Below are 20,151 nucleotides of genomic sequence, written 5' to 3' on the forward strand. Positions count from 1 at the left end.
ATGGAATGGTACGTACTAAAATCGGCTGCTTGTCTATTGATTTTCTTTGCTTTTTATAAGTTTTTGTTAGAAAACATAAGCGCGCACACTTTTAAACGGTTTTATTTATTAGCGGGGATTATAGGTTCTTTTTTAATTCCGTTAGCAACGTTTACGAGTTATGTAGAAGTCGCAAACACAGTTAATAACGCAGCTTTTACGACTGTTTCTGTTGCTGAAGCAATTCCTGCTGAAGAAAACATCAATCACCTTCCCTTTGTACTTTGGGGTATTTACGGGTTAGGCGTTGTATTTTTCGGATTCCGTTTCATTCGAAACCTATACAATATCTGGAAGAAGGTTCATCAAAACCCAATTCTTATACAAGATAATTTCTTCCATGTCCTACTTCGGAATAAAGTTACACCGCATACCTTTTTCAGTTTTATTTTTCTGAATAAAACAAAATACAAAGCCAATGAAATTCCTGAAGAAGTTTTATTGCACGAACACGCCCATGCGAAACAAATGCACAGTGTAGATATTCTTTTTATAGAACTGCTTCACGTACTGTTTTGGTTTAATCCGCTATTTGTATTCTTAAAAAGAAGTATGAAACTCAATCACGAATTTTTAGCAGATCGCGCCGTTTTAAAACAGGGAGCAGAAACATCTGTTTATCAAAAATTATTATTGGCATACTCATCACATGCCGTAACGCCACAATTGGCGCATTCAATCAATTATTCATCATTCAAAAAGCGATTTACAGTTATGAAAACACACACGTCAAAAAAAGCAATTTGGCTTCGAAGTCTTTTATTGCTTCCGTTAGTAGCACTGATGCTATATGGTTTCAGTAATAAACAAACAGTTGTTAAGGAAATAGAACAAATAGAAACTAAAGAAGCAAATATTAAAAAAGCCTCTAAAGAGCAACTTGCCCAGTTTAACAAATTAGCCAAAAAGTACAATGCTATAGCTATTGAAGACCGTAAAATTCCAATAACCGATCTTGAAATATTAGAAGATATTTATAGGTTAATGACTACCAAACAAAAGGAAGGGGCACAGCCTTTCCCAGAATGTTATTTAGAAAACAAAATAGGTCGTTACGATACGTATGCAAAGGATTTTATGGAAGGTGCTCAAAAAAATGGCAAAAATGCATTCGTAATCATGATCAGCGTAAATAATGTTACTCTTAATGGAAAGCCATCAGGTATTAAAACATTTAAAGATGATCTAAATGCAGTAACAAAAGGATGGAATGAGAGCGATTTTAACAAAGCACTCCCTTCTATACTAATTTCCAAAAACAGTGAAAATTTCTTAAAAAAATTGGAAGTTGAGTTTCAGAAAACAGACTATGCACAACATAAAAAAGGGGCGACTTTAATTATACCACCTCCACCGCCACCAGCGCCTAAAGTACCAAAACCGCCCAAAAAAGTAATTAAAGGAGTCAATGATGGCGATGCAAATATACCACCTCCACCCCCGCCACCGGCACCAAAAGTTAACGGTGATGAAATGGCTCCACCATTACCACCAGAATCTTTAAACCCATTAGATCATATAACATTGATGGCAAAAAGGAATGCTGCCTTTTTTTATGAAAAGAAAAGAATAACAGCCGAAAAAGCCATCGCTTTAGTGAAGAAGAATAAAAAATTAAACATCCAAACAACCAACTTTGAAAAAAGCAATCCGATTGTAAAAATTTCAAAAAAGGGAATTAAGGTTGAGTAGTACTAATATTAATTCAAAAAAAATAAAAGCCTCGAATTATCGGGGCTTTTTTGTAACAAATATCCAAAAATGGCGTTCTAATAGTCTGTCAATCAAAATCAATCTAACTATGCTACAGCGCTTTTTTATTTTCTGCTCGGGTGCAGACACTGCAATTTTAGAAGAATGTTCACCCGGTGAGCGTACCAAATACGCTGGTATTGGCGCCACCGTATTTTTTACAGCTGTTATGGCTGCTATTGCTGGATCTTATGCTTTATACACCGTTTTTGATAACCTATTTACTGCTATTTTCTTCGGAATGATTTGGGGGTTGCTCATCTTTAACCTCGATCGGTTTATTGTTTCAACCATTAAAAAGAGAAATAACTTTTTTGATGAATTGATTCAGGCTTCTCCTCGAATTCTTTTAGCTGTCATTATCGCGATTGTCATTTCAAAACCTTTGGAAATGAAAATTTTTGAAAAGGAAATCAATCAAGTCCTGCTCGAAGAAAAAAATGATATGACACTCGCCAATAAAGATCAATTAGCCTTACAATACACGCCTACTGTTGAAGCATTAAATACTGAAATTGATGCGCTAAAAAAAGAAGTGACCGATAAAGAAGCCGAAGTAAACGCCTTATATGAAACTTACATTGCTGAAGCGGAAGGAAGAAAAGGAACCGAACTTATTGGCAAAGGCCCAGTTTATAAAGAAAAGCGTGATAAACACGATGCAGAATTAGCTTCTTTGCAATCATTACGAACTAAAAATGCTGAAAAGATAACCAATCTTGAAAACCAGATTGCAACCGTATCAACCGAATATGACACCAAGGTCGCCAAAACGCAACCCGTTATTGATGGCTTTGATGGGTTAATGGCGCGCGTCAATGCCCTTGATAAATTACCTTGGATGCCGTCATTTTTTATATTTCTTTTATTCTTAGCTATTGAAACCTCCCCGATTATAGCCAAACTATTATCACCCAAAGGAGCATATGATTTAAAGTTGGAAGAGCAGGAAAGTGCTTTAAAATCTTGGGTGTCTCAACAACAGGCGCAACGTGAAGTATTGCTAACTACAGACCGTGATATAAATAATAGAGTATATGCTGATATTGCTGAAGAACAAGAATTGTACGATTACAAACGAAAAAAAGCCCGCGAGTTGATGCAACTGCAGGCTGATGCTTTCTATAAAAAGCAAAAGGGGGTTTTGTAATTACAATGGTCTACCTAACAAGTAAGTATCCGTTTCTAAATAACCTATAATTTATACAGAAGAAGATTAAAAGAAACGAGTAATTAATACTTTGATATAAACCTGAATAAGGTTTGACAAGGGGTTGTACTAGCTTTAGTTCTTTAGTTTGAATAAACTTCTTAGAATTATTTTGTCCGAATATAGATTTCAATCGTAATAATATTTCTAAGTAAAAGAAGTGATTACTTAAAAATTTTTTGTCAAAAAGAATAGGGGCAATAGATTTTGAGAAAACCATAGTAGAGTTTTTTAATTTTAAATACCCTTCCATTTCTTTACCAAAAGGACATCTCTTTAAAATAAGCTTAAGAATAGCATGCTTTTCTTTTATATTAAAACTATTAGGTTTTTTCTCTAGACCAAAAACAATTGAAGTATTTTCATTAGAATGAAGCATTTCAATCATAGTTTCAATACTTTCAAAATTGTAATTAATGATATCATTAAAAAAACCAATATAATTTATAAAACTTAACTTCTGTAAATGGCTTATGCCGGCTCTTAATGACTCAGATTTCCCAGATTTTTTCTCAAAATTAATAATAGATGTTCTATGAGGAACTTTTTGAATAATACTATTCAATATTTTATTAGTGTTGTCATTGCTACAATCGTTTACAAAACAAAAATGATAGTGTTCGCTATTAGATAACAATTGTATCAATTTTGAAGAGTCCAATTTGTTTTCAATATTATAACACGAAAAAACAATGCCTGTTTTCATTTTTTAATTAATGATATTAATGTATAACCCTCTTATTTATATTTTTTGAAGACTTGAATAACGGCGAATAAATTATGCTGCTTTAAACCTCTCTTTTAGGAGCTCTATAATATAATAATTGGTGTTTAAAAAGGCATTTCATTTAAGTTGAAATGCCTTAACCAAAAATTAACCAAACTCAGTAAGAAAAAATAATTGGGGGAATTACATTTATCTTACTTGGCGTATAAAAAAATAGCCATTCTGTTCACTAAGTAGGTCGACATCTATATTTACTAAACCACCATTGTTAATGTGAAATGTAATAACATCAGAGGGGGTTAATTCTATTACGGTATGGATAGCTCTAATAGGCTGTACATATACGTTAACTATTCCAACAGTTGCGCCAACCAAAGCTGCAGATGATTCTGCTAGTACTGTGGCGCCATTTTTAATTTGCAATCCAACATTTGTTGAAGCGGTGATTCCCACAGGGTCTGGAGTCATGTTTATCATTGCGTAGACCTCATAAAAACCAGTTTGTTTTGGGGAGAATTCAAACGTGGTTACATCAAACTCATCGTTTAAATCAATAACTTCATTGTTGTATTGTAAAATTTGAGAAGTACCATTTGCTAATGCAATGTCTAATACAGAGCTGCTAGATAAGTTTGCTTTTACTAAAGTTTTATTGTTACTTTCAAAAACCATTTTACTGGTGGCAGTTTTTACTATACCATTTGTAGAAGAAACCAATATGGAAGATTCAACTACAGATTCATCAATTTCAGGTATGGCGGTACTTATTCTAAGATCCCCATTTATATCTAGTTGGGCTATAGGAGAAACCGTATTTATGCCTACTTGAGCGTAAAATACTTGTATTGCAAAAGTAAAAAGCAGTATAAAAATAGTATTTTTCATAACAATATTGTTAAAATATTAAACATATTTTAATCAAATTTACAATATTGCCCAAATTTATTACGATTTAATTCGTTAAAAATATGAAATATGTAGGTGAATGGTCGATTTTTTAAGGTGAAAGACACGTTGTATAATTAGTTGTCTTACAGTAAGTTTAATTTTTTCATCAATTCTGGCTTATTTAATCTACTAATAGGAACTACATCTTTATTAATCAAAACACTATTATCTTCTATATCAACTATCTTCTTATAGTTAATAATAAACGATCTATGGATTTTTAAAAAGTTAGAGCTTGGTAATTTCTCTATAATCTTTTTTAGTGTAGTGTGTACCGTATAATTTTCTTTCTCGGTTTTAATTATAATATAATCACCCTTTGCTTCAATAAGATATATTTTGTTATATTCTATTTTTATCAGTCTTCTATTTATATTGACGTATAAGTGGTCGTGGCTGTCAACTTTAGTTTCTTTTTTACGTTGCTGACTTCGGGCATTTTCAACTTTTGTAATAGCCTTTAAAAATCGTGGTAGGGTTATTGGTTTTAAAAGGTAATCTAATACACTTTCGTATTCATAAGATTCAAAAGCAAAATTTTTATCGGAAGTTGTTATAATTATTTTTGGCGGTTTTTTTAACGTTTCAATAAAATCAATACCTGTAAAGTTAGGCATGTGTATATCTAGAAAAATAAGATCAACTTCGTTTTTGTTTAAAAATTTAATTGCTTCAATAGCATTAGAAAATTCATTTATAATTTCTATCGATTTAACATGTGAGCATAAATGAACGATAATCTTCCTAGCGGTAGCTTCATCATCTATAATTATACATTTCATATTAAATATTTATAAGCATTCAAGAAATTTGACCATCTTGTTAAGCATTTTATCAAATTTCTCTTTACTCGCAAAAGAGTTAGTATTTTCTTTTAATTCATTTTCAAAATCCAAGGCTAAGTTATACCCCTTTTTTAGCCCCAAAATACTAACTTTATGTTTTAGTCTATGTACAAGTTGGGAAGCTTTCAAGTATTCTTTATTTGATATCGCTTTTTTATAACTATCAATTTCTACTGTCAATTCCTTTTTTATGAGGTTAATAAACTTATTTTTAAAGGCAATATCATCAACAGAAAGTTGATCTATATAACTTGTATTTGGTTTTTCCAATTTTAAAGTATTTGGCGATACATACAATTGCTGACAGGTAAAATTTTCTTCGATCAAACATATCTAAAACATAAATTTATTAAAAATTACATTAACCTTTTTCTTTTAAAAAAGCTCAAAAGGAAAAGGTTTGCAATAATCTATAATATCAAAGCTTATTTGTAAGGGAGTATAAAAGCTATATGTTGTACATATCAATAAATTTAAACATTTTTTTTAATATAAAATCAAAAATATATTATGAATTTACAATGATTAAATAACTAACTCTTTACTTTATAAAATTCTTTTAAGAGAGCAGTTACGCATCATCGATCAATTTTGATTAAAATTATAGTGTTATAAGGAAGTATTTTTTTAGGTTTAAGATTGTAAGTTACATTTAAGAATACAATTTTTTTACTTTTGAAGCGTACTGAATAAGCACTATAAAATGGATACAGAAATAGTAAACAATATTCTAAAAGAGTACTCAATTAAAACCAAAGCCACTAAACTCAATGGCGATGAAGACGAGAACTTTAAGTTGGTTTCTGAAAATGGTAACACCTACCTTTTAAAAGTTTCCACTTCGGAAACAGCGGCATCTTTTTTACAATTTCAAACGGAGATTTTAAATCATTTAGCTTTGAAGAAAGCAGATTGTAATTTCTCTGGAGTAATCTTAAATAATGAAGGGAAGTCATTAACCCCATTTACTATTTCAGATGAAAAAAGAACAGCACGACTACTAACGTGGGTGCCGGGAAGGCTTTGGGCAAATATAAATCCAAAAACATCGCAGCTACGTTATAGTTTAGGTGAGAAAGCAGGAGAAATCACAAAGGCCTTACAAGATTTTCAACATACAGAAGCAAATAGGACTTTTGACTGGAATTTAAAAGACGCTCTCTGGACCCAAAAATACACCGACTTATTTAAAGACATAGAAAAGGATATGGTTTCCTTTTTTCAAAAGCGGTTTCAGGAAATTCAGCCGGTGTATCAATCCCTTCCTAAAAGTGTGGTCCATAATGATGTGAACGACCATAACATACTTGTTTCAGAAGACTTAAAAAACCCTGAAGTTACTGGCATTATCGATTTCGGTGATGCCGTTTATACACAAACGGTAAACGATCTAGCTATCACCATTGCATATGGTATTATGAATACGCCAGATCCACTTGGTGCAGCTGTGGAAATTGTTCAAGGCTATTATTCAAAATATAAACTTTCCGAAAAAGAATTGGAATGCCTTTATACACTCGTTGGCATGCGTTTAGTGATAACGGTTACTAAAGCAGCCCTACGAAGAGCAGATGTTTCCAAAAACGTATATCATTTTATTAGCGAACACGATGCGTGGCAACTATTAAAACATTGGTATGGTACTTATGAGAGTTTTGTGCTTTATAATTTCAGGAATGCTTGTGGGTATACGCCGCACCCAAAAGAACACGAGTTTAAAAACTGGGCTGCGAACAACAAAATATCATTGAACACACTTTTTCCTTCTTTGAAGATTAAGAGTGTTACACATGTAGATATGAGTATTGGCAGTGCGTGGTTGGGGAATAAAGAAGAATACAGCGATACCGTTATTACCGAATATAAACTGAAACAAATAGAAAAGGAAAATCCTGAAAGCATTTTGGCCAATGGTTATTTAGAGGTGCGTCCTTTTTACACAACCAATGCCTTTAGAATGGACGGTAATAATGGTCCGCAATACCGTACCGTACATTTAGGCACCGACTTTTGGGTAGATGCTAAAACACCGCTTCATGCGGCTTATGATGGTAAAGTGGTTATTCTGCACCACAATGATTATTTAAAAGATTATGGGCCGTTAATGGTATTAGAACACGAGTTTAACGGAAGCCTATTTTACACCTTGTATGGTCACTTAACACTTTCTTCGCTAGAGATGACGAAGATTGGACAAAAAGTTAAACAAGGAGAGTTGGTGGGGTATATTGGAGATACTTCTGAAAATGGAATTTGGACACCCCACCTTCACTTTCAAGTGATGCTCGATTTATTGGGAAATACCGAAAACTACCCTGGTGTAGCCTTTCCTTCTGAAAAAAACGTTTGGAAAAGTATTTGTCAAAATCCTGGTCTGTTGTTTATTGAAGAAACGCACGATACTCCTGAAACCTATTCAAACGAAGAAATAATTTCTTTCAGAAAAGAGCATTTAGGAAAAAGCTTGAGCCTTTCCTATTCTGAACCTCTAAACATAGTTAGGGGAGAAGGGGTTTATTTAATAGATTCCGACGGGAAAAAATATATCGATACCGCTAATAACGTCAATCATGTGGGGCATCAACACCCCAAGGTGGTAGCGGCTGGACAACAACAAATGGCAGTTTTAAATACCAATACTCGCTATTTACACAAAGAAATAGTGAATTATGCCGAAGCTTTGCTTAAAAAACTACCTAAGGAACTCTCGGTGTTACATTTTGTCAATTCTGGGAGCGAGGCAAATGAACTCGCCTTAAGAATGGCAAAAACAGTGACGGGGAGAGAAAATATGTTGGCCATTGAAGTTGGATACCACGGCAATACTAATTCTGCGATGGATGTAAGCTCCTATAAATTTGAAGGAAAAGGCGGTTTTCCACAACCTGCAAACACACATATACTGCCCTTGCCAGATTCCTTTCGCGGCAGGCACCAAGGCAAAAATACAGGGGCGGAGTATGCGAGGTATGCTAGAAAACATATTTACCATTTAGGAATAATCGATGAAGGAATTGCTGGGTTTATAGGTGAATCTATGATAAGTTGTGGTGGGCAGATTGTGCCGCCAAAAGATTACTTTAAAACAGTCTATCAGGCAGTAAGAAAAGCTGGAGGTGTTTGTATAGCAGATGAGGTGCAGACTGGCTTTGGCAGAATGGGAAAAACATTTTGGGCTTTTGAGTTGTTCGATGTTGTCCCCGATATTGTAACGATGGGGAAACCAGCTGGTAACGGACATCCATTAGCTATTGTAGCGTGTACAAAAGAGGTTTCTGAAAAATTTCACACAGGAATGGAGTTTTTCAACACCTTTGGAGGCAATCCCGTTTCTTGCGCCATTGGCCGAACCGTTTTGGAAGCAATTGAAGAAGAAAGCTTACAGCAAAATGCTTTGGAAACTGGAGATTTTTTAAAGTCTGAATTATTACAGCTTCAAAAAGAGTTTCCAATTATTGGCGATGTAAGGGGAGAAGGTCTGTTTCTAGGGTTCGAATTGAACAACCAAACAAAAAAACCATTAGCAGAGCACGCAACCTATCTTTCCGACCGATTGAAAACACTAGGGATTTTAATGAGTACCGACGGTCCAGACTACAACGTGTTAAAAATAAAACCTCCAATGGTTTTTAATAAAGAACACGCTAAAGAGCTTGTTTCAAAATTAAAAATCGTATTGGAGGAAGATTTTATGAAAGCGTATTAAGTTTTTAAAGTTGCTTTATCAATTCAGTAAATAATGTAATCATATCGGGTTCGGCTTTTGCTGCCATAGCTAAAATGTCTGGAATGTCTACAGGTTTTAAATTATCAGGGTCACACTCATCTGTCAATACTGAAACGGCTGAAACTGGCAAACCTAAGTGATTTGCAACTATAATTTCTGGGACGGTGCTCATCCCTACAGCATCGGCGCCAATAATTTTTAAATACCGGTATTCGGCACGAGTTTCTAGTTGTGGTCCTACAACACTAGCATACACACCTTTGTGTAAATTGATGTTGTTTTCTGAAGCGATTTTTTCAATTTTACTGTTCATTTCAGGACTATAAGGAGCACTCATGTCGACAAAGCGTTCGCCCATTTTTTCAATACCACGAATGGCTAATGGCGAACTTCCTTGTAGATTTATGTGATCATCAATCAACATAATTTCTCCTTTTTTAAAGCTGAGGTTTACCGCTCCGGAAGCATTGCTAATTAAGAGTTTTTTTATTCCCAATTCGTGCATTACCCGTACTGGAAAGCCTACATCTTGTAACGAATAGCCTTCGTAAATATGAAAACGGCCTTGCATAACCATTACTTTTTTTCCGCCTAACATTCCGAAAATGAGTTTCCCTTTATGAAACTCAACCGTAGCTGTTGGAAAATTGGGGATGTGGTTGTAACTAACTTCGCTTTGTATTTCAACATCTTCTAGCAATTTGCCTAGACCAGTACCTAAAATAATCCCTACTTCAGGTTGGTCAAAACCTCGGTTCTTTAAAAATGCTGCAGATTCTTGTATGTTTTGTAACATAGTGTTTTTTAAATTAAAATTCGGTGTCTAAATAATCGGGTAAAAATTTTTGAAAAGCCTCATTATCCCTGATATCGGAATAGTAATCAACGTCGTTTCGTTCTTCTAGTGTTTTCAACTTTTCGTCTTTTAAATCTTCTAAAGTTGCCTGCAACACAGAATCTTTTCCCCAATCTTTTTTACTAAAAAGAGCTTGGTTGGCCTGTTTCATTCCTAATAAATAATAACCACCATCTTCGGCAGGGCCTATTACATAATCGTGGTCTTTTAAAGCCGTGAAAGCATTGTCAAGGTCTGTTGTGTCTAGATCGTGCATATCACTACCAATAATGATTGCTTCTTCATACCCAAGGGAGAATACTTCAGTAAACGCATTATACATACGAATGCCCAAATCGTCCCCTTGCTGTAATTTCTTATTGTAAGTATTGTTGTCCCAACTGTCTTCTTTGTGAATACCTTCGCTATAATACACAAACTTATCAGCCGCTACATTAGCCGTAATTTTGGCAGTATGGCTTAGTAGGAATTTATAAATTTTTAATGCAGATTCATCACCCACACTTGTTGCTAAACGTGTTTTTACTTTACCCAATTCTGGGTTTCTTGTAAAGATTAATAATGCTTTTTTTGAAGTTGGAAAGTGAAAATCTTTAGCTAAATCTTCATCTCCACCCACATTTTTTTTTGATAATAAACCCATAGGATTTTATTTAATGATTCTAAAATTACTTAATAATTACAGTTCCTTTGTCCAGCCATTTGCTCCAGTTTTTCGAAAAACCATGAATGCTGTCTGTTTCTTTTCCTTTATTGTTCACTAATGGATACAATTTATTTTTCCATTCAAAAATTCCCCCATACAAGTTTTCAATATTGTAATATCCCGCTTTTTTTAGTTTTTCTGAAATCTCTTCGGAACGAATTCCTAATGAACAATACACTACAATAGCGGTATTTTTATTAGGAATCTTTTTAGCAACAGAATCTATTGAAAATTTTGAAAAACCTACAAATGTTGCTGATTCAATATGGCTTACATTATATTCCTTTTTTTCTCTGGCGTCAACAATTACAATGCTATCGTTCATGTGTCGCATACGCAGTTCCTCCACCGAAATATACGGAATGCTTCTAGTGTTATATTGCTGTAAAAGATCTCCTAAAGATTGTTGTGAAAAACCAGTTATTGAAATTAGCAAAAGGAGAAAAGAAAAAATATACTTCATAGTATTATTGGAGTGTTAAACTTACATATTATCAATTTACTTACATACCATCAGGTGTTAAATTGCTGTGAATTATGGCTGAATCCCAAATCCTTGCAACCCACTTTCTACAGGCGGAAGAATTTCCGTATTATCCCAAATTCCCGTAATAATCGTTCGGGCATACGCTTCAGGCAATAGACCATTGTACATTAATTTACTGGTTAATTTATGGTTGTAATTCATAGCGTGATGTGTAATTGAAACTTCTTTTTCAGCATCATTTAAAACTGCATACCAAACTGTTGGGTTGCCATCATTGGCTGGCATGCCGATAACCCCAGGATTTATCCAAAGTTTTTCATTTTCTATTTGCTTAAAAGGCAATCCACAATGTCCTGCGATAATTAAATCACTCTTTGTAGCCTCAAAAGTTGATTGCTTTACTTCCCAAGGAGTTGATTTAAATATAAATTCTGAAACGTTAGTCCACGAACCATGAACAACAATTGTTTTTTTTCCCGCATACGTAAACTGAATATGATCGGGTATTTCTTTAATGAAATCTAGAGAACTTTTTGAAAGTTTACTTTGCGCATAGGGATACCATAACTGTGAAAACCCATCGCAACGAGACCCTTTTCTAAAATCACAACCGCAGTCTTCAGCACCTTCTCGCAATTGTATCTCTACATTCCCAGCAATACTTTTGGCGCCCCATAACTTAAAAAGTTGAACGGTTTCTTCTGGTTGTGCGCAATAGCCCACAATATCACCGGTGCAGATACAGTTTTCTGGCGGGATATTATTTTTTTCGGCAATGCTTTTTAGTTTTTCGAGTGCTTGCAAATTGCTATACACGCCGCCAAACAGAAGTACTTTGCCTTGTATATTTATATGTTCTATTTTTTTATCCATGTAGGTGTTAAATATAAAGTTATACAACTTAAAATTCCCCAAACATTCACCCAAAGTAAGTCGGCATATTTTCCTTCGGTAAAAATGAGTTGTCGCGGAAATAGTCCGAAAACCAATAAAAAACCAAAAACCAAGCCGCAAATTACACTAAGGTAAAAACTGATTTTAGGTGCTGGAAGTTTCCAAAATAAAAATACGGGTGTAAGCCCAATGACCATAGTTCCTGAAATGGTCGTGGCCGATAATATTTCAGCATTTAAAAAAACAGGGATAGTTCCTAAAATGGCTATTGCCGCCATAGAAGCTCTTCCAAAGCTGAGATTTACACCCATTTTTAAATCGACCGCCAATAATTTTGAAAAAGATGAAAAGGTCGAATCCAATGTGGATGCTGCAGAAGTGATCATAATAAAATTAATGACCAATAAAATGACTACGCCAAAGGCTTTTCCAACCTCTACGGCGGCTTGTCCTTTCATTCCTTGCGATTGTGCATACACCCCAATAATACTGAATAGCACAATACAAATCGCTCCTAATAAACTTGCCCAGAGGAAACTTCTTCGGGTCACTTTTGGCGAACTTAAAAAAGCCCGATCGGTCAATACTGGATCGTGAAATGGATAACTAAACGATTGTATAATGGCTGCAAAGAATAAATTCAAGCCTAATTCAAACGTCCAAGAGCCGGATGTTGCCACTTCACTCACTGTAAAATCTTCGGTAGAAAAAATCGCTCCTAAAATAACAACGAGTAAAATGGCAAAAAGCCCCATTTGAATTACATCGGTAAAAATAGAACTACTCAATCCGCCTTTTATAGCATAGGCCAATGTTAAGGCTGTGAAAATTAAAATCGCCCAATAGTAAGGTGTGCTTCCTTGGTCGCCAAAATAGGTTCCAATTACAATGGTATTACTCCACACTTCATTAAAAAGGCGTATCGCTATTAAAATGGAAAAGAGTGCCATCGCTCCTTTTCCGAAACGATTCGTTAAAAAATCATGAATACTTTTAAAGCCTCCTTTAACCCGTAATTGATAAATTATAATACCAGCAACTGCAAAGGACAGATAATATCCTGCATAGGCTACACCACCCACAATACCAAAGTCTAATCCTAAATTTGCTGCATTGGTGATGCTTTTGGCAAAAATCCACGAGATAATCAAACTTCCCGTCAACCATAAAGCAGAAGGCGCCTTTTTTCGATGGGTCGCTTTAAAAAACTGATCGGTAGATTTTGCCAATGGGGATAGGAAAAATAGTATCAAACTTGATACTAGTATAAGTCCCCATTGCCAGATTGTTACATCCATATTCGTTCCTTTATACCTTCAAGGTTTTTATTCATCCCACCAAACCGGCGCATTAATACTATTGCCATCGGTTGCATTGGCTGCTTCTTGGTAATTTTCGGCATTTAAAGCTTCTTCTTCGGCTGGATAGGGCATTCGTATAGGGATAATCCCGTTGTTTAAACTGGCGGCAACTGGTTTAAATTCTGGAAAACCAGTGCGTCGCCATTCCACCCAACCTTCATAGCCGTTAATGATATTTGCTACCCATTTTTGGGTGATAATTTGTTGCATTGGCGTGGTCCCAGCGGCATTATATGCTGCCGAACCTGTTAAATAATCTGTTGGCATGTCGGTTTGCCAATATTCAAAAGCTAGAGCAACACCTGTTTCGTATAATGGTTGTGCATCTGCGGAAATCAATCCGCGCTCTGCTGCTTCGGCTAAATTGAAATAGGTTTCCCAAGCCGTTAGAAAATTAGCATCTAAGGTTGAGGTATCTTCCCTGAAAGCTCTACCAGCCAAGGAAAAATTAGCCAATTCGATAGAAGTGCTTGACGCATCGATTCCATTAATTAGTCCATTAAATTCATCAGATTCTGAATTTTCAAACGGACGAAAAAACTCGCCAATTCGATTATCGTTTAACTCGGTTAAAATGTCTTCCATCGTTTCAGAAAGGACAAAGTTGTTAAAATCGCCTACCCGAAGTTGCGCCAAGCGGAAACTATTAGGATCGGTATTCGTATAGTTGAAAATAGCGTTTTGGTCATTCGTTTTTAAATAATTTCCTTCATTATAAATCGCTTGTAATTCTGAAGAAACATCCACTTTTCCCGAAATACGTAGCAGTTGTTTTATTTTTAATGAATTGGCAAACGTAATCCAGCTGTCTAAATTTCCATCAAAAAGAATATCACCTTCCAACGGAATGACATCGTCATAAGCTTCAATCGCTGCAATTCCTTTGTCGATGTTATCGATAATTCCACCTTCAGCTAAATAAATAGCTTCTTGTTTGTCGTATTTTGGTGTTACCGTGCCGTCCGCGCCATTAAAAGCTTCAGAATAGGGAACGTCGCCAAACAAATCGGTCAGACCTGCTGCCATATACGCTTTTAAAATCAAAGCTGGTCCTTCATAAACAGCGAAGGTTTCTGTGGTTTGAGATTGTTGAATTATTATCTGATTATTCCGAAGGTTGGTGTAAAAAATAGGCCAAGGATTTCCACCTAACTGCGGCGATTTTAGTGCGTGACGATCAAATAAATTAAAATCTAAGGCTGTGCGATGCTGTGATAACAAGTCGCCAGCAACAAAGCCTTCGTAACTCATTTGCTCACCATAATCATAGATTACCTGCCTAAGTAATAAAGAAGGTTGTATTGAATTAGGCGCATTTGGGTTGGTATTGATTTCTTCAAAATCTTTGGTGCAGCCACTTGCAACAAGTAGGATGATGCAACTGAATATGTAGAATGTGTTTTTCATGGTTTTCATCTTAAAAATTAATTCCGGCTTTAAAACCGATACTTCGTGTGGTGGCGTAGCTCATATCTTCAACACCGCTTACAAAACCGTTTCCTTGAACGGCAAGTTGCTCGGGATCAAAATGTGGAATTTCTGAAACCGCAAAAATGTTTCTTCCAATAATGTTGAAACTCACTTTTCCTCCTTCAGCTAGACCTAAAAATCCATTTCTCAGTTCAAAACTATAACCAATCGAAAACTGGCGAAGTTTTAAATAGGAAGCATCATACACATTGTTTTCTTCATGGTTACGGTCGTAAAATTGACGGTAATAACTTTCTGCTGAAATAGCTGTAGTGTTGGGTACGTATTCAGGACTAGCTTCGGTCCCAACATTTACAACACCGTCGGCTATAACACCTTCTTCTGGGCGTGGGGTTGTTTCTGCTAATTGACCGCCAACGGTTGCCAAGGCTCGTGTTCTAGAAACCAATTCGCCACCTTGTCGCCAATCAAACAAAAAACTGAGGTTCCAATTTTTGTACTGAAAATCATTGCTCCAGCCAAGCATGAAGTCTGGTGTATAGTTTCCTATTTTTTTAAGATTGTTATCGGCAATATAGTTTCCATTTTCATCGATAATAAAATCGCCGTTTTCATTTTTTGTGTAGCCTGTTCCGTAGATGTCACCTACTTCGCCACCTTCTTCTACTTGAAACCAAACCGTTTGGTTGGCACTGTCGTAAATTCGGTTGTAAGCCAAAGTTAAACGACCATCATTTTGCGGTAGGTCTTCTACCACTGCTTTGCTCGTGCTAAAATTAAAGGTGGTGTTCCAACGAAAATCTGCAGTTTTAATGGGCGTTATTCCCGTTATAATTTCGAGTCCTTGGTTTCGTACTTTTCCACCATTTATAACTTGTTGGTTATACCCTGAAGAGATACCAATGGGCAACGAAATTATTTGGTCTTCGGTTAGTGCGTTATAATAGGTGATATCAAAATTCAAACGATCTTTGAAAAACCGAAGGTCAGCACCAAATTCATATGAGGTGGTTTGTTCGGGTTTTAAATTTGAATTCGGAATAAAATCTTGATCGCTAAAGGTTGGCTGTCCTAAATAGGGTGTTTGCGAAACAAAAGCTCCTGAAGTTTGGTACGGTGCCGTATCGTTACCAACTTGGGCAACACTGGCTCGCAGCTTTGCAAATGAAAATATATCAGGCAGATCAGTCACATTGGAAAGGATAAAACTTGCTGAAGCTGATGGGTAAAAGAACGAAGTTCCATCTACAGAAAAAGGCGTAGCCAAGGCGCTAGACCAATCGTTTCGAGCCGTTAAATCTAAATACAGAAAGTTTTTATAACCTAATTTTGCAATTCCGTAGAACGAATTAATACGTTTTTCACTTTCAAACTGAAAGACTTCAATAGGTGAGGCGGCATTGTTCAGGTTAAAAATACCTGGTTGTGCCAAGTTTACCGTTTGTGATTGTTTGGTAGAAGCCGTTTGATCCAACCGATTTCCTCCTGCGGAAATCTCTACTGAAATATTACCGAATATATTATCATAGTTAATCAAAAAGTCTGTGTTTACTTCCCTGAATAATACGTCGTGCTCTGCATAGCCTCCATTTTGAAATCGGTTGCTACTGAAAGCTCTTCTAAACTGTCGCGTTTCAGAAGAATAATCCAATCCTGAACGAAGCGAAATACTGAAATGCTCCGTAAAATCTTGTGTTACTGAAATATTTCCGAAGACACGATCTCGTTCAAACGAGTTTCTGTTTTCCAATAACGTGAAATAAGGATTATCAAAATAAGTGTAATTAAAGGAGTATTGCTGTACGTTTTCAAGACCTGGTTGCCAATAATCGCGCATATTTTGAATGTTCAATGAGCGTGGTCCCCAAGCTACCAAAGCGTAGTTTACATTTTCACTTCCGTAGCCATTTGAAGGGCGGTTATCACTTCCAGAATTCACATAACTTACAGAAGCATTAAATTTCGTTTTATCGGTAGGCTTGAAAGCAAGTTTGGTAGCCACTGTTTGGCGTTCCAAATTTACTCCGGGAATAATACCATCGCTACGAAGATCGGTAAAGGACAAACGGTAATTCCCTGTTGAAAAACTATTGGAAACCGAAACATTATTGATGGTGGTAACACCTGTTCGGTAAAAGTTCTTCAAATTATCGGGGTGCGAATCGAAAGCCGTTGGCGTTATGGGTAAACCATTGTAAAGAGAGGTGTCTCCACCGCGAACTACTGTTCCGTCTGGCAATGTAACTGGACTATCGTATTGCGGAATTAAATTACCCGCATCCAATCGGGGACCCCAAGAATAACTAATAAGGTCGTTTGTTCCACCACCTAGTCCATCGACGTAGGCAAACTCGCCACCGTTACCTTGGCCATATTCATTTTGAAATTCAGGAAGTTTAAAAGGTGTTTCAACAAAAAGCGAGGTGTTAATACTAATGCCTAATCCTTTTGCTTTGCTACCGTCCTTGGTTTCAATAACTATCACTCCGTTTGAGGCGCGTGTCCCGTATAAAGCGGCTGCACTAGGTCCTTTTAATACCGTGACCGATTCAATATCGTCTGGATTTACTTCCATAGCGCCGTTACCAAAATCAATTTCTTGAAATCCTGCCGCAGCTTCGTTGGTGAAATTAAAGACCGTTTCGTTGTTAATCGGTGTTCCATCAACCACAAATAAAGGGTTGTTATTTGAAAAAGAAGATTCCCCGCGAATAGTGATTTTTGAAGATGAACCCACGCCGGTTACTCCTTGCGAAACGGTAACTCCGGCTAGTTTACCGGAAAGATTGTCTAGAAAGTTGACAGCTTTTACATCGTTTATACCTTTAGATTCTAATGTCTGTACGGTATAGCCTAGTTCTTTGGTTTCCCGTTTTAGCCCCAATGCGGTGACGACTACTTCGTCTAAACTAGTGGTAGACTCTTCTAATTGAATTGAAAACTCGGTGTTATTGCTAACGGGAATCGTTTGAGTAATATATCCAATTGAAGAAAATGTCAGGATATTTTTAGTGGAAGAGACTTCAATGGTAAAACTTCCATCTTTATCGGTTGTTGTGGCTTCTCCATTACTGGAAAGCACATTTACAAACGGAATGGTCATTCCATTTGCAGCATCTGTTACGGTGCCGGTAACAGTATTTTGAGAATAGCCTATTGCGGTAATCATAAACAATAAGCCCATGTATAATTGCTTCATAAAAATGTGTTGATTGGTAAGTAAAAACGTGCTTTGCTGAGAAATTTCAGCAATCGAGAGTAGAATGTCAAAAAAGTAGTTTGCTGTCTGTTCAAACCCAGTTGAGAACTACAAATTTTTTATAAACTTGGAGGTTTCGACTATAGTTTATCCTGAGTGAAACCGGAGGGCTCAACCAGACACGTTAAACAATTTTACTTTTCAGATATTCTGATATGAAGCAATACTGGGCGAACCTTTATTAAAAGGTGTTTTTTGAAGTGTTTTCTGAAAATGAATAGGTGCTAATTCGAATAAAATCTTTTCAGAAATAAGAAGGCTGCAAAGTATTTTTTTTAATCGACAGGAAAGTTTTCTGAAGCTATTTAAAAGAACTTTGACGTCAGAAATTGAATCAATATCCGTGAGGATTTCCAACCATTCTATTTGAATATTTTTAGAACGAAACAGCAGTGAAATTCTTCTGTTCAAATTAGAAGTTTGCCACGGAAGTTTTAGAAATAGCGATGCGTCAAAATGTGATTTGCGCAAGCCCATCATGTAATAACCACCATCTTTAGAGGGTCCTAAAACAACAGGGTTATTTTGTAGTTTTCTAGCGGTTTCTAAAATATGCCGAGATTGTAAATGCGGCGTGTCATTTCCGAGGGTAATGATAGTATCAAAACCTTTGTTGTAAACCGATTGAATGGCATGAACGTATCGTTCGCCAAAGGTATTTCCTACTTGTTCTTTTTCAGAAAAATGAAAATAAGGGAGACCAGTTTTTTTAACCTTTGTAAGAGTCTGTTTATTAAGAGTGCCAAATAAATCCGCCGATTTCCGAAAGGGTTTTACAATCCTTTCTTGTTGGGCCGAATTGGCAAAAATTAATATGGCGGTCTTTTGGTTAGTCATTTTTTATTCGGCAACAGAACCTTGGCAGCTACTTCCAGCACCAGCGGTACAACCGTAGCAATGTTGTGATATGATAATATTTCGGTCGTTTAATACATCTTCATTGTATTCTGAAATGTGTTGTACTTTACTATCAACTTTTAACTCGAGCATCTGGTTAAAATCACAATCGTACAACCAACCATCCCAACTTATGGAAATAGTGTTGGTGCACATCACGCTTTTTACTGCAGCGGGATTATAGGCATCAACTAATTGATACATATACTCCTCATAATTTTCCGAAGCGATTAAAAAGTCTAGAAAACGAGCAATTGGCAGATTGGTAATGGCAAATAAGTCGTGGAAATGAATTCCGAAATCTTCTAATAATGCCTTTTTAAAGTCTTTTTTCATATTCTCTTGATCGGTAGGTAAAAAAGCACCACTCGGGTTGTACACCAAATCTAATCGAAGGTCGCTATCTGGCATTCCATAACCGATTGCGTTTAGTTCCTGTAATGCTTTTATAGACATATCGAAAACCCCTTCACCACGTTGTTTATCCGTTTTTCCACGCGTCCAGTGCGGCATTGAACTTATCACATGCACGTTGTGTTCTTTAAAAAACTGCGGCAGATCGTAATACTTTTTATTGGCCCGAATAATCGTCAAGTTGCTACGGACAATAAAATCTTTAATCCCTGCTTTGCTAGCTTCTTCAACAAACCATCTAAAATTTGGATTCATCTCTGGGGCTCCGCCAGTAAGATCTACTGTGTGAGCTCCAGTATTTTTTATAACCTCTAAACACTGTTTCATTGTCTCGACGGTCATAATTTCCTTTCTATCTGGCCCAGCATCTACGTGACAGTGATCGCAGGTTTGGTTACACATATAGCCTAAATTTATCTGAAGAATTTCCAGCTTTTTTGGTTTCATTGGAAATTGACCAGTTTCTTCAATTTTTTCTGCAAAGGTGGGTAACTCACCAGAAGCAAAAATTCCATTTGAAAGAATTTCAAGCTGTTTATTAGATTGTGCGAGTTCGCTATTTCGTTTATGTAGGGATTGTGTTTTGAGCTTCGTCATA

Annotated in this window: 16 protein-coding genes; 3 read left to right on the forward strand and 13 right to left on the reverse strand. The window is 36.0% G+C overall.

Annotated features, from left to right (window positions below):
* Together AACZ92_RS08345 and AACZ92_RS08350 are read left to right on the forward strand one after the other, a co-directional pair.
* A complete protein-coding gene (locus AACZ92_RS08345) occupies positions 1-1,731 on the forward strand; it encodes a M56 family metallopeptidase (protein WP_339699654.1) in 1,731 nt (576 codons plus the stop codon).
* A 109-nt stretch (positions 1,732-1,840) separates the two neighbouring features.
* Positions 1,841-2,941, forward strand: a complete 1,101-nt coding sequence (locus AACZ92_RS08350) for a DUF4407 domain-containing protein (RefSeq protein WP_339699657.1) — start codon at positions 1,841-1,843, stop codon at positions 2,939-2,941.
* Between the two features lie 10 nt (positions 2,942-2,951).
* Here the strand turns inward: AACZ92_RS08350 and AACZ92_RS08355 are convergent, their stop codons facing one another.
* From AACZ92_RS08355 to AACZ92_RS08370, 4 genes are all read right to left on the reverse strand, one after another.
* The gene (locus AACZ92_RS08355) at positions 2,952-3,707 is read right to left on the reverse strand and encodes a glycosyltransferase (RefSeq protein ID WP_339699660.1); all 756 of its coding nucleotides are present in this window, start codon (positions 3,705-3,707) and stop codon (positions 2,952-2,954) included.
* A 210-nt stretch (positions 3,708-3,917) separates the two neighbouring features.
* Positions 3,918-4,613, reverse strand: coding sequence for a hypothetical protein (locus AACZ92_RS08360; RefSeq protein ID WP_339699663.1), 696 nt, complete (start codon positions 4,611-4,613; stop codon positions 3,918-3,920).
* 146 nt (positions 4,614-4,759) lie between these two features.
* Positions 4,760-5,458, reverse strand: a complete 699-nt coding sequence (locus AACZ92_RS08365) for a LytTR family DNA-binding domain-containing protein (protein ID WP_339699666.1) — start codon at positions 5,456-5,458, stop codon at positions 4,760-4,762.
* 9 nt (positions 5,459-5,467) lie between these two features.
* A complete protein-coding gene (locus tag AACZ92_RS08370; RefSeq protein ID WP_339699669.1) occupies positions 5,468-5,791 on the reverse strand; it encodes an Hpt domain-containing protein in 324 nt (107 codons plus the stop codon).
* 433 nt (positions 5,792-6,224) lie between these two features.
* Between AACZ92_RS08370 and AACZ92_RS08375 the strand changes: the two genes are divergently transcribed.
* Positions 6,225-9,227, forward strand: coding sequence for an aminotransferase class III-fold pyridoxal phosphate-dependent enzyme (locus tag AACZ92_RS08375; RefSeq protein ID WP_339699671.1), 3,003 nt, complete (start codon positions 6,225-6,227; stop codon positions 9,225-9,227).
* Between the two features lie 4 nt (positions 9,228-9,231).
* Here the strand turns inward: AACZ92_RS08375 and AACZ92_RS08380 are convergent, their stop codons facing one another.
* The 9 genes from AACZ92_RS08380 to arsS all read right to left on the reverse strand — a co-directional run bounded on the left by AACZ92_RS08380 (position 9,232) and on the right by arsS (position 20,150).
* Positions 9,232-10,044, reverse strand: coding sequence for a purine-nucleoside phosphorylase (locus tag AACZ92_RS08380; protein ID WP_339699673.1), 813 nt, complete (start codon positions 10,042-10,044; stop codon positions 9,232-9,234).
* 13 nt (positions 10,045-10,057) lie between these two features.
* Complete coding sequence (locus tag AACZ92_RS08385; RefSeq protein WP_339699675.1) at positions 10,058-10,747, reverse strand: TIGR04282 family arsenosugar biosynthesis glycosyltransferase; 690 nt, start codon at positions 10,745-10,747, stop codon at positions 10,058-10,060.
* A gap of 25 nt (positions 10,748-10,772) precedes the next feature.
* A complete protein-coding gene (locus AACZ92_RS08390; protein ID WP_339699677.1) occupies positions 10,773-11,273 on the reverse strand; it encodes a rhodanese-like domain-containing protein in 501 nt (166 codons plus the stop codon).
* 72 nt (positions 11,274-11,345) lie between these two features.
* Positions 11,346-12,170 carry a metallophosphoesterase family protein gene (locus tag AACZ92_RS08395; RefSeq protein WP_339699679.1) on the reverse strand — a complete coding sequence of 275 codons (825 nt, stop codon included), beginning with the start codon at positions 12,168-12,170 and terminating at the stop codon, positions 11,346-11,348.
* Positions 12,155-13,489 (reverse strand): sodium:solute symporter, encoded by a 1,335-nt coding sequence (locus tag AACZ92_RS08400; protein ID WP_339699681.1) that lies wholly within the window; start codon positions 13,487-13,489, stop codon positions 12,155-12,157. Before AACZ92_RS08400 ends, AACZ92_RS08395 begins: the two co-directional genes overlap by 16 nt.
* A 27-nt stretch (positions 13,490-13,516) precedes the next feature.
* Positions 13,517-14,959 carry a SusD/RagB family nutrient-binding outer membrane lipoprotein gene (locus AACZ92_RS08405; RefSeq protein ID WP_339699683.1) on the reverse strand — a complete coding sequence of 481 codons (1,443 nt, stop codon included), beginning with the start codon at positions 14,957-14,959 and terminating at the stop codon, positions 13,517-13,519.
* A gap of 10 nt (positions 14,960-14,969) precedes the next feature.
* Complete coding sequence (locus AACZ92_RS08410) at positions 14,970-18,182, reverse strand: SusC/RagA family TonB-linked outer membrane protein (protein ID WP_339699685.1); 3,213 nt, start codon at positions 18,180-18,182, stop codon at positions 14,970-14,972.
* A gap of 201 nt (positions 18,183-18,383) precedes the next feature.
* Positions 18,384-19,079 carry a DUF2064 domain-containing protein gene (locus AACZ92_RS08415; protein WP_339699687.1) on the reverse strand — a complete coding sequence of 232 codons (696 nt, stop codon included), beginning with the start codon at positions 19,077-19,079 and terminating at the stop codon, positions 18,384-18,386.
* Between the two features lie 3 nt (positions 19,080-19,082).
* On the reverse strand, positions 19,083-20,150 hold the full coding sequence (gene arsS, locus AACZ92_RS08420; RefSeq protein WP_339699690.1) for an arsenosugar biosynthesis radical SAM (seleno)protein ArsS: 1,068 nt from the start codon (positions 20,148-20,150) through the stop codon (positions 19,083-19,085).
* Position 20,151 lies beyond the last annotated feature (1 nt).

Origin of the sequence: uncultured Marixanthomonas sp. (assembly GCF_963974425.1) — a bacterium.
GTDB lineage: Bacteria > Bacteroidota > Bacteroidia > Flavobacteriales > Flavobacteriaceae > Marixanthomonas.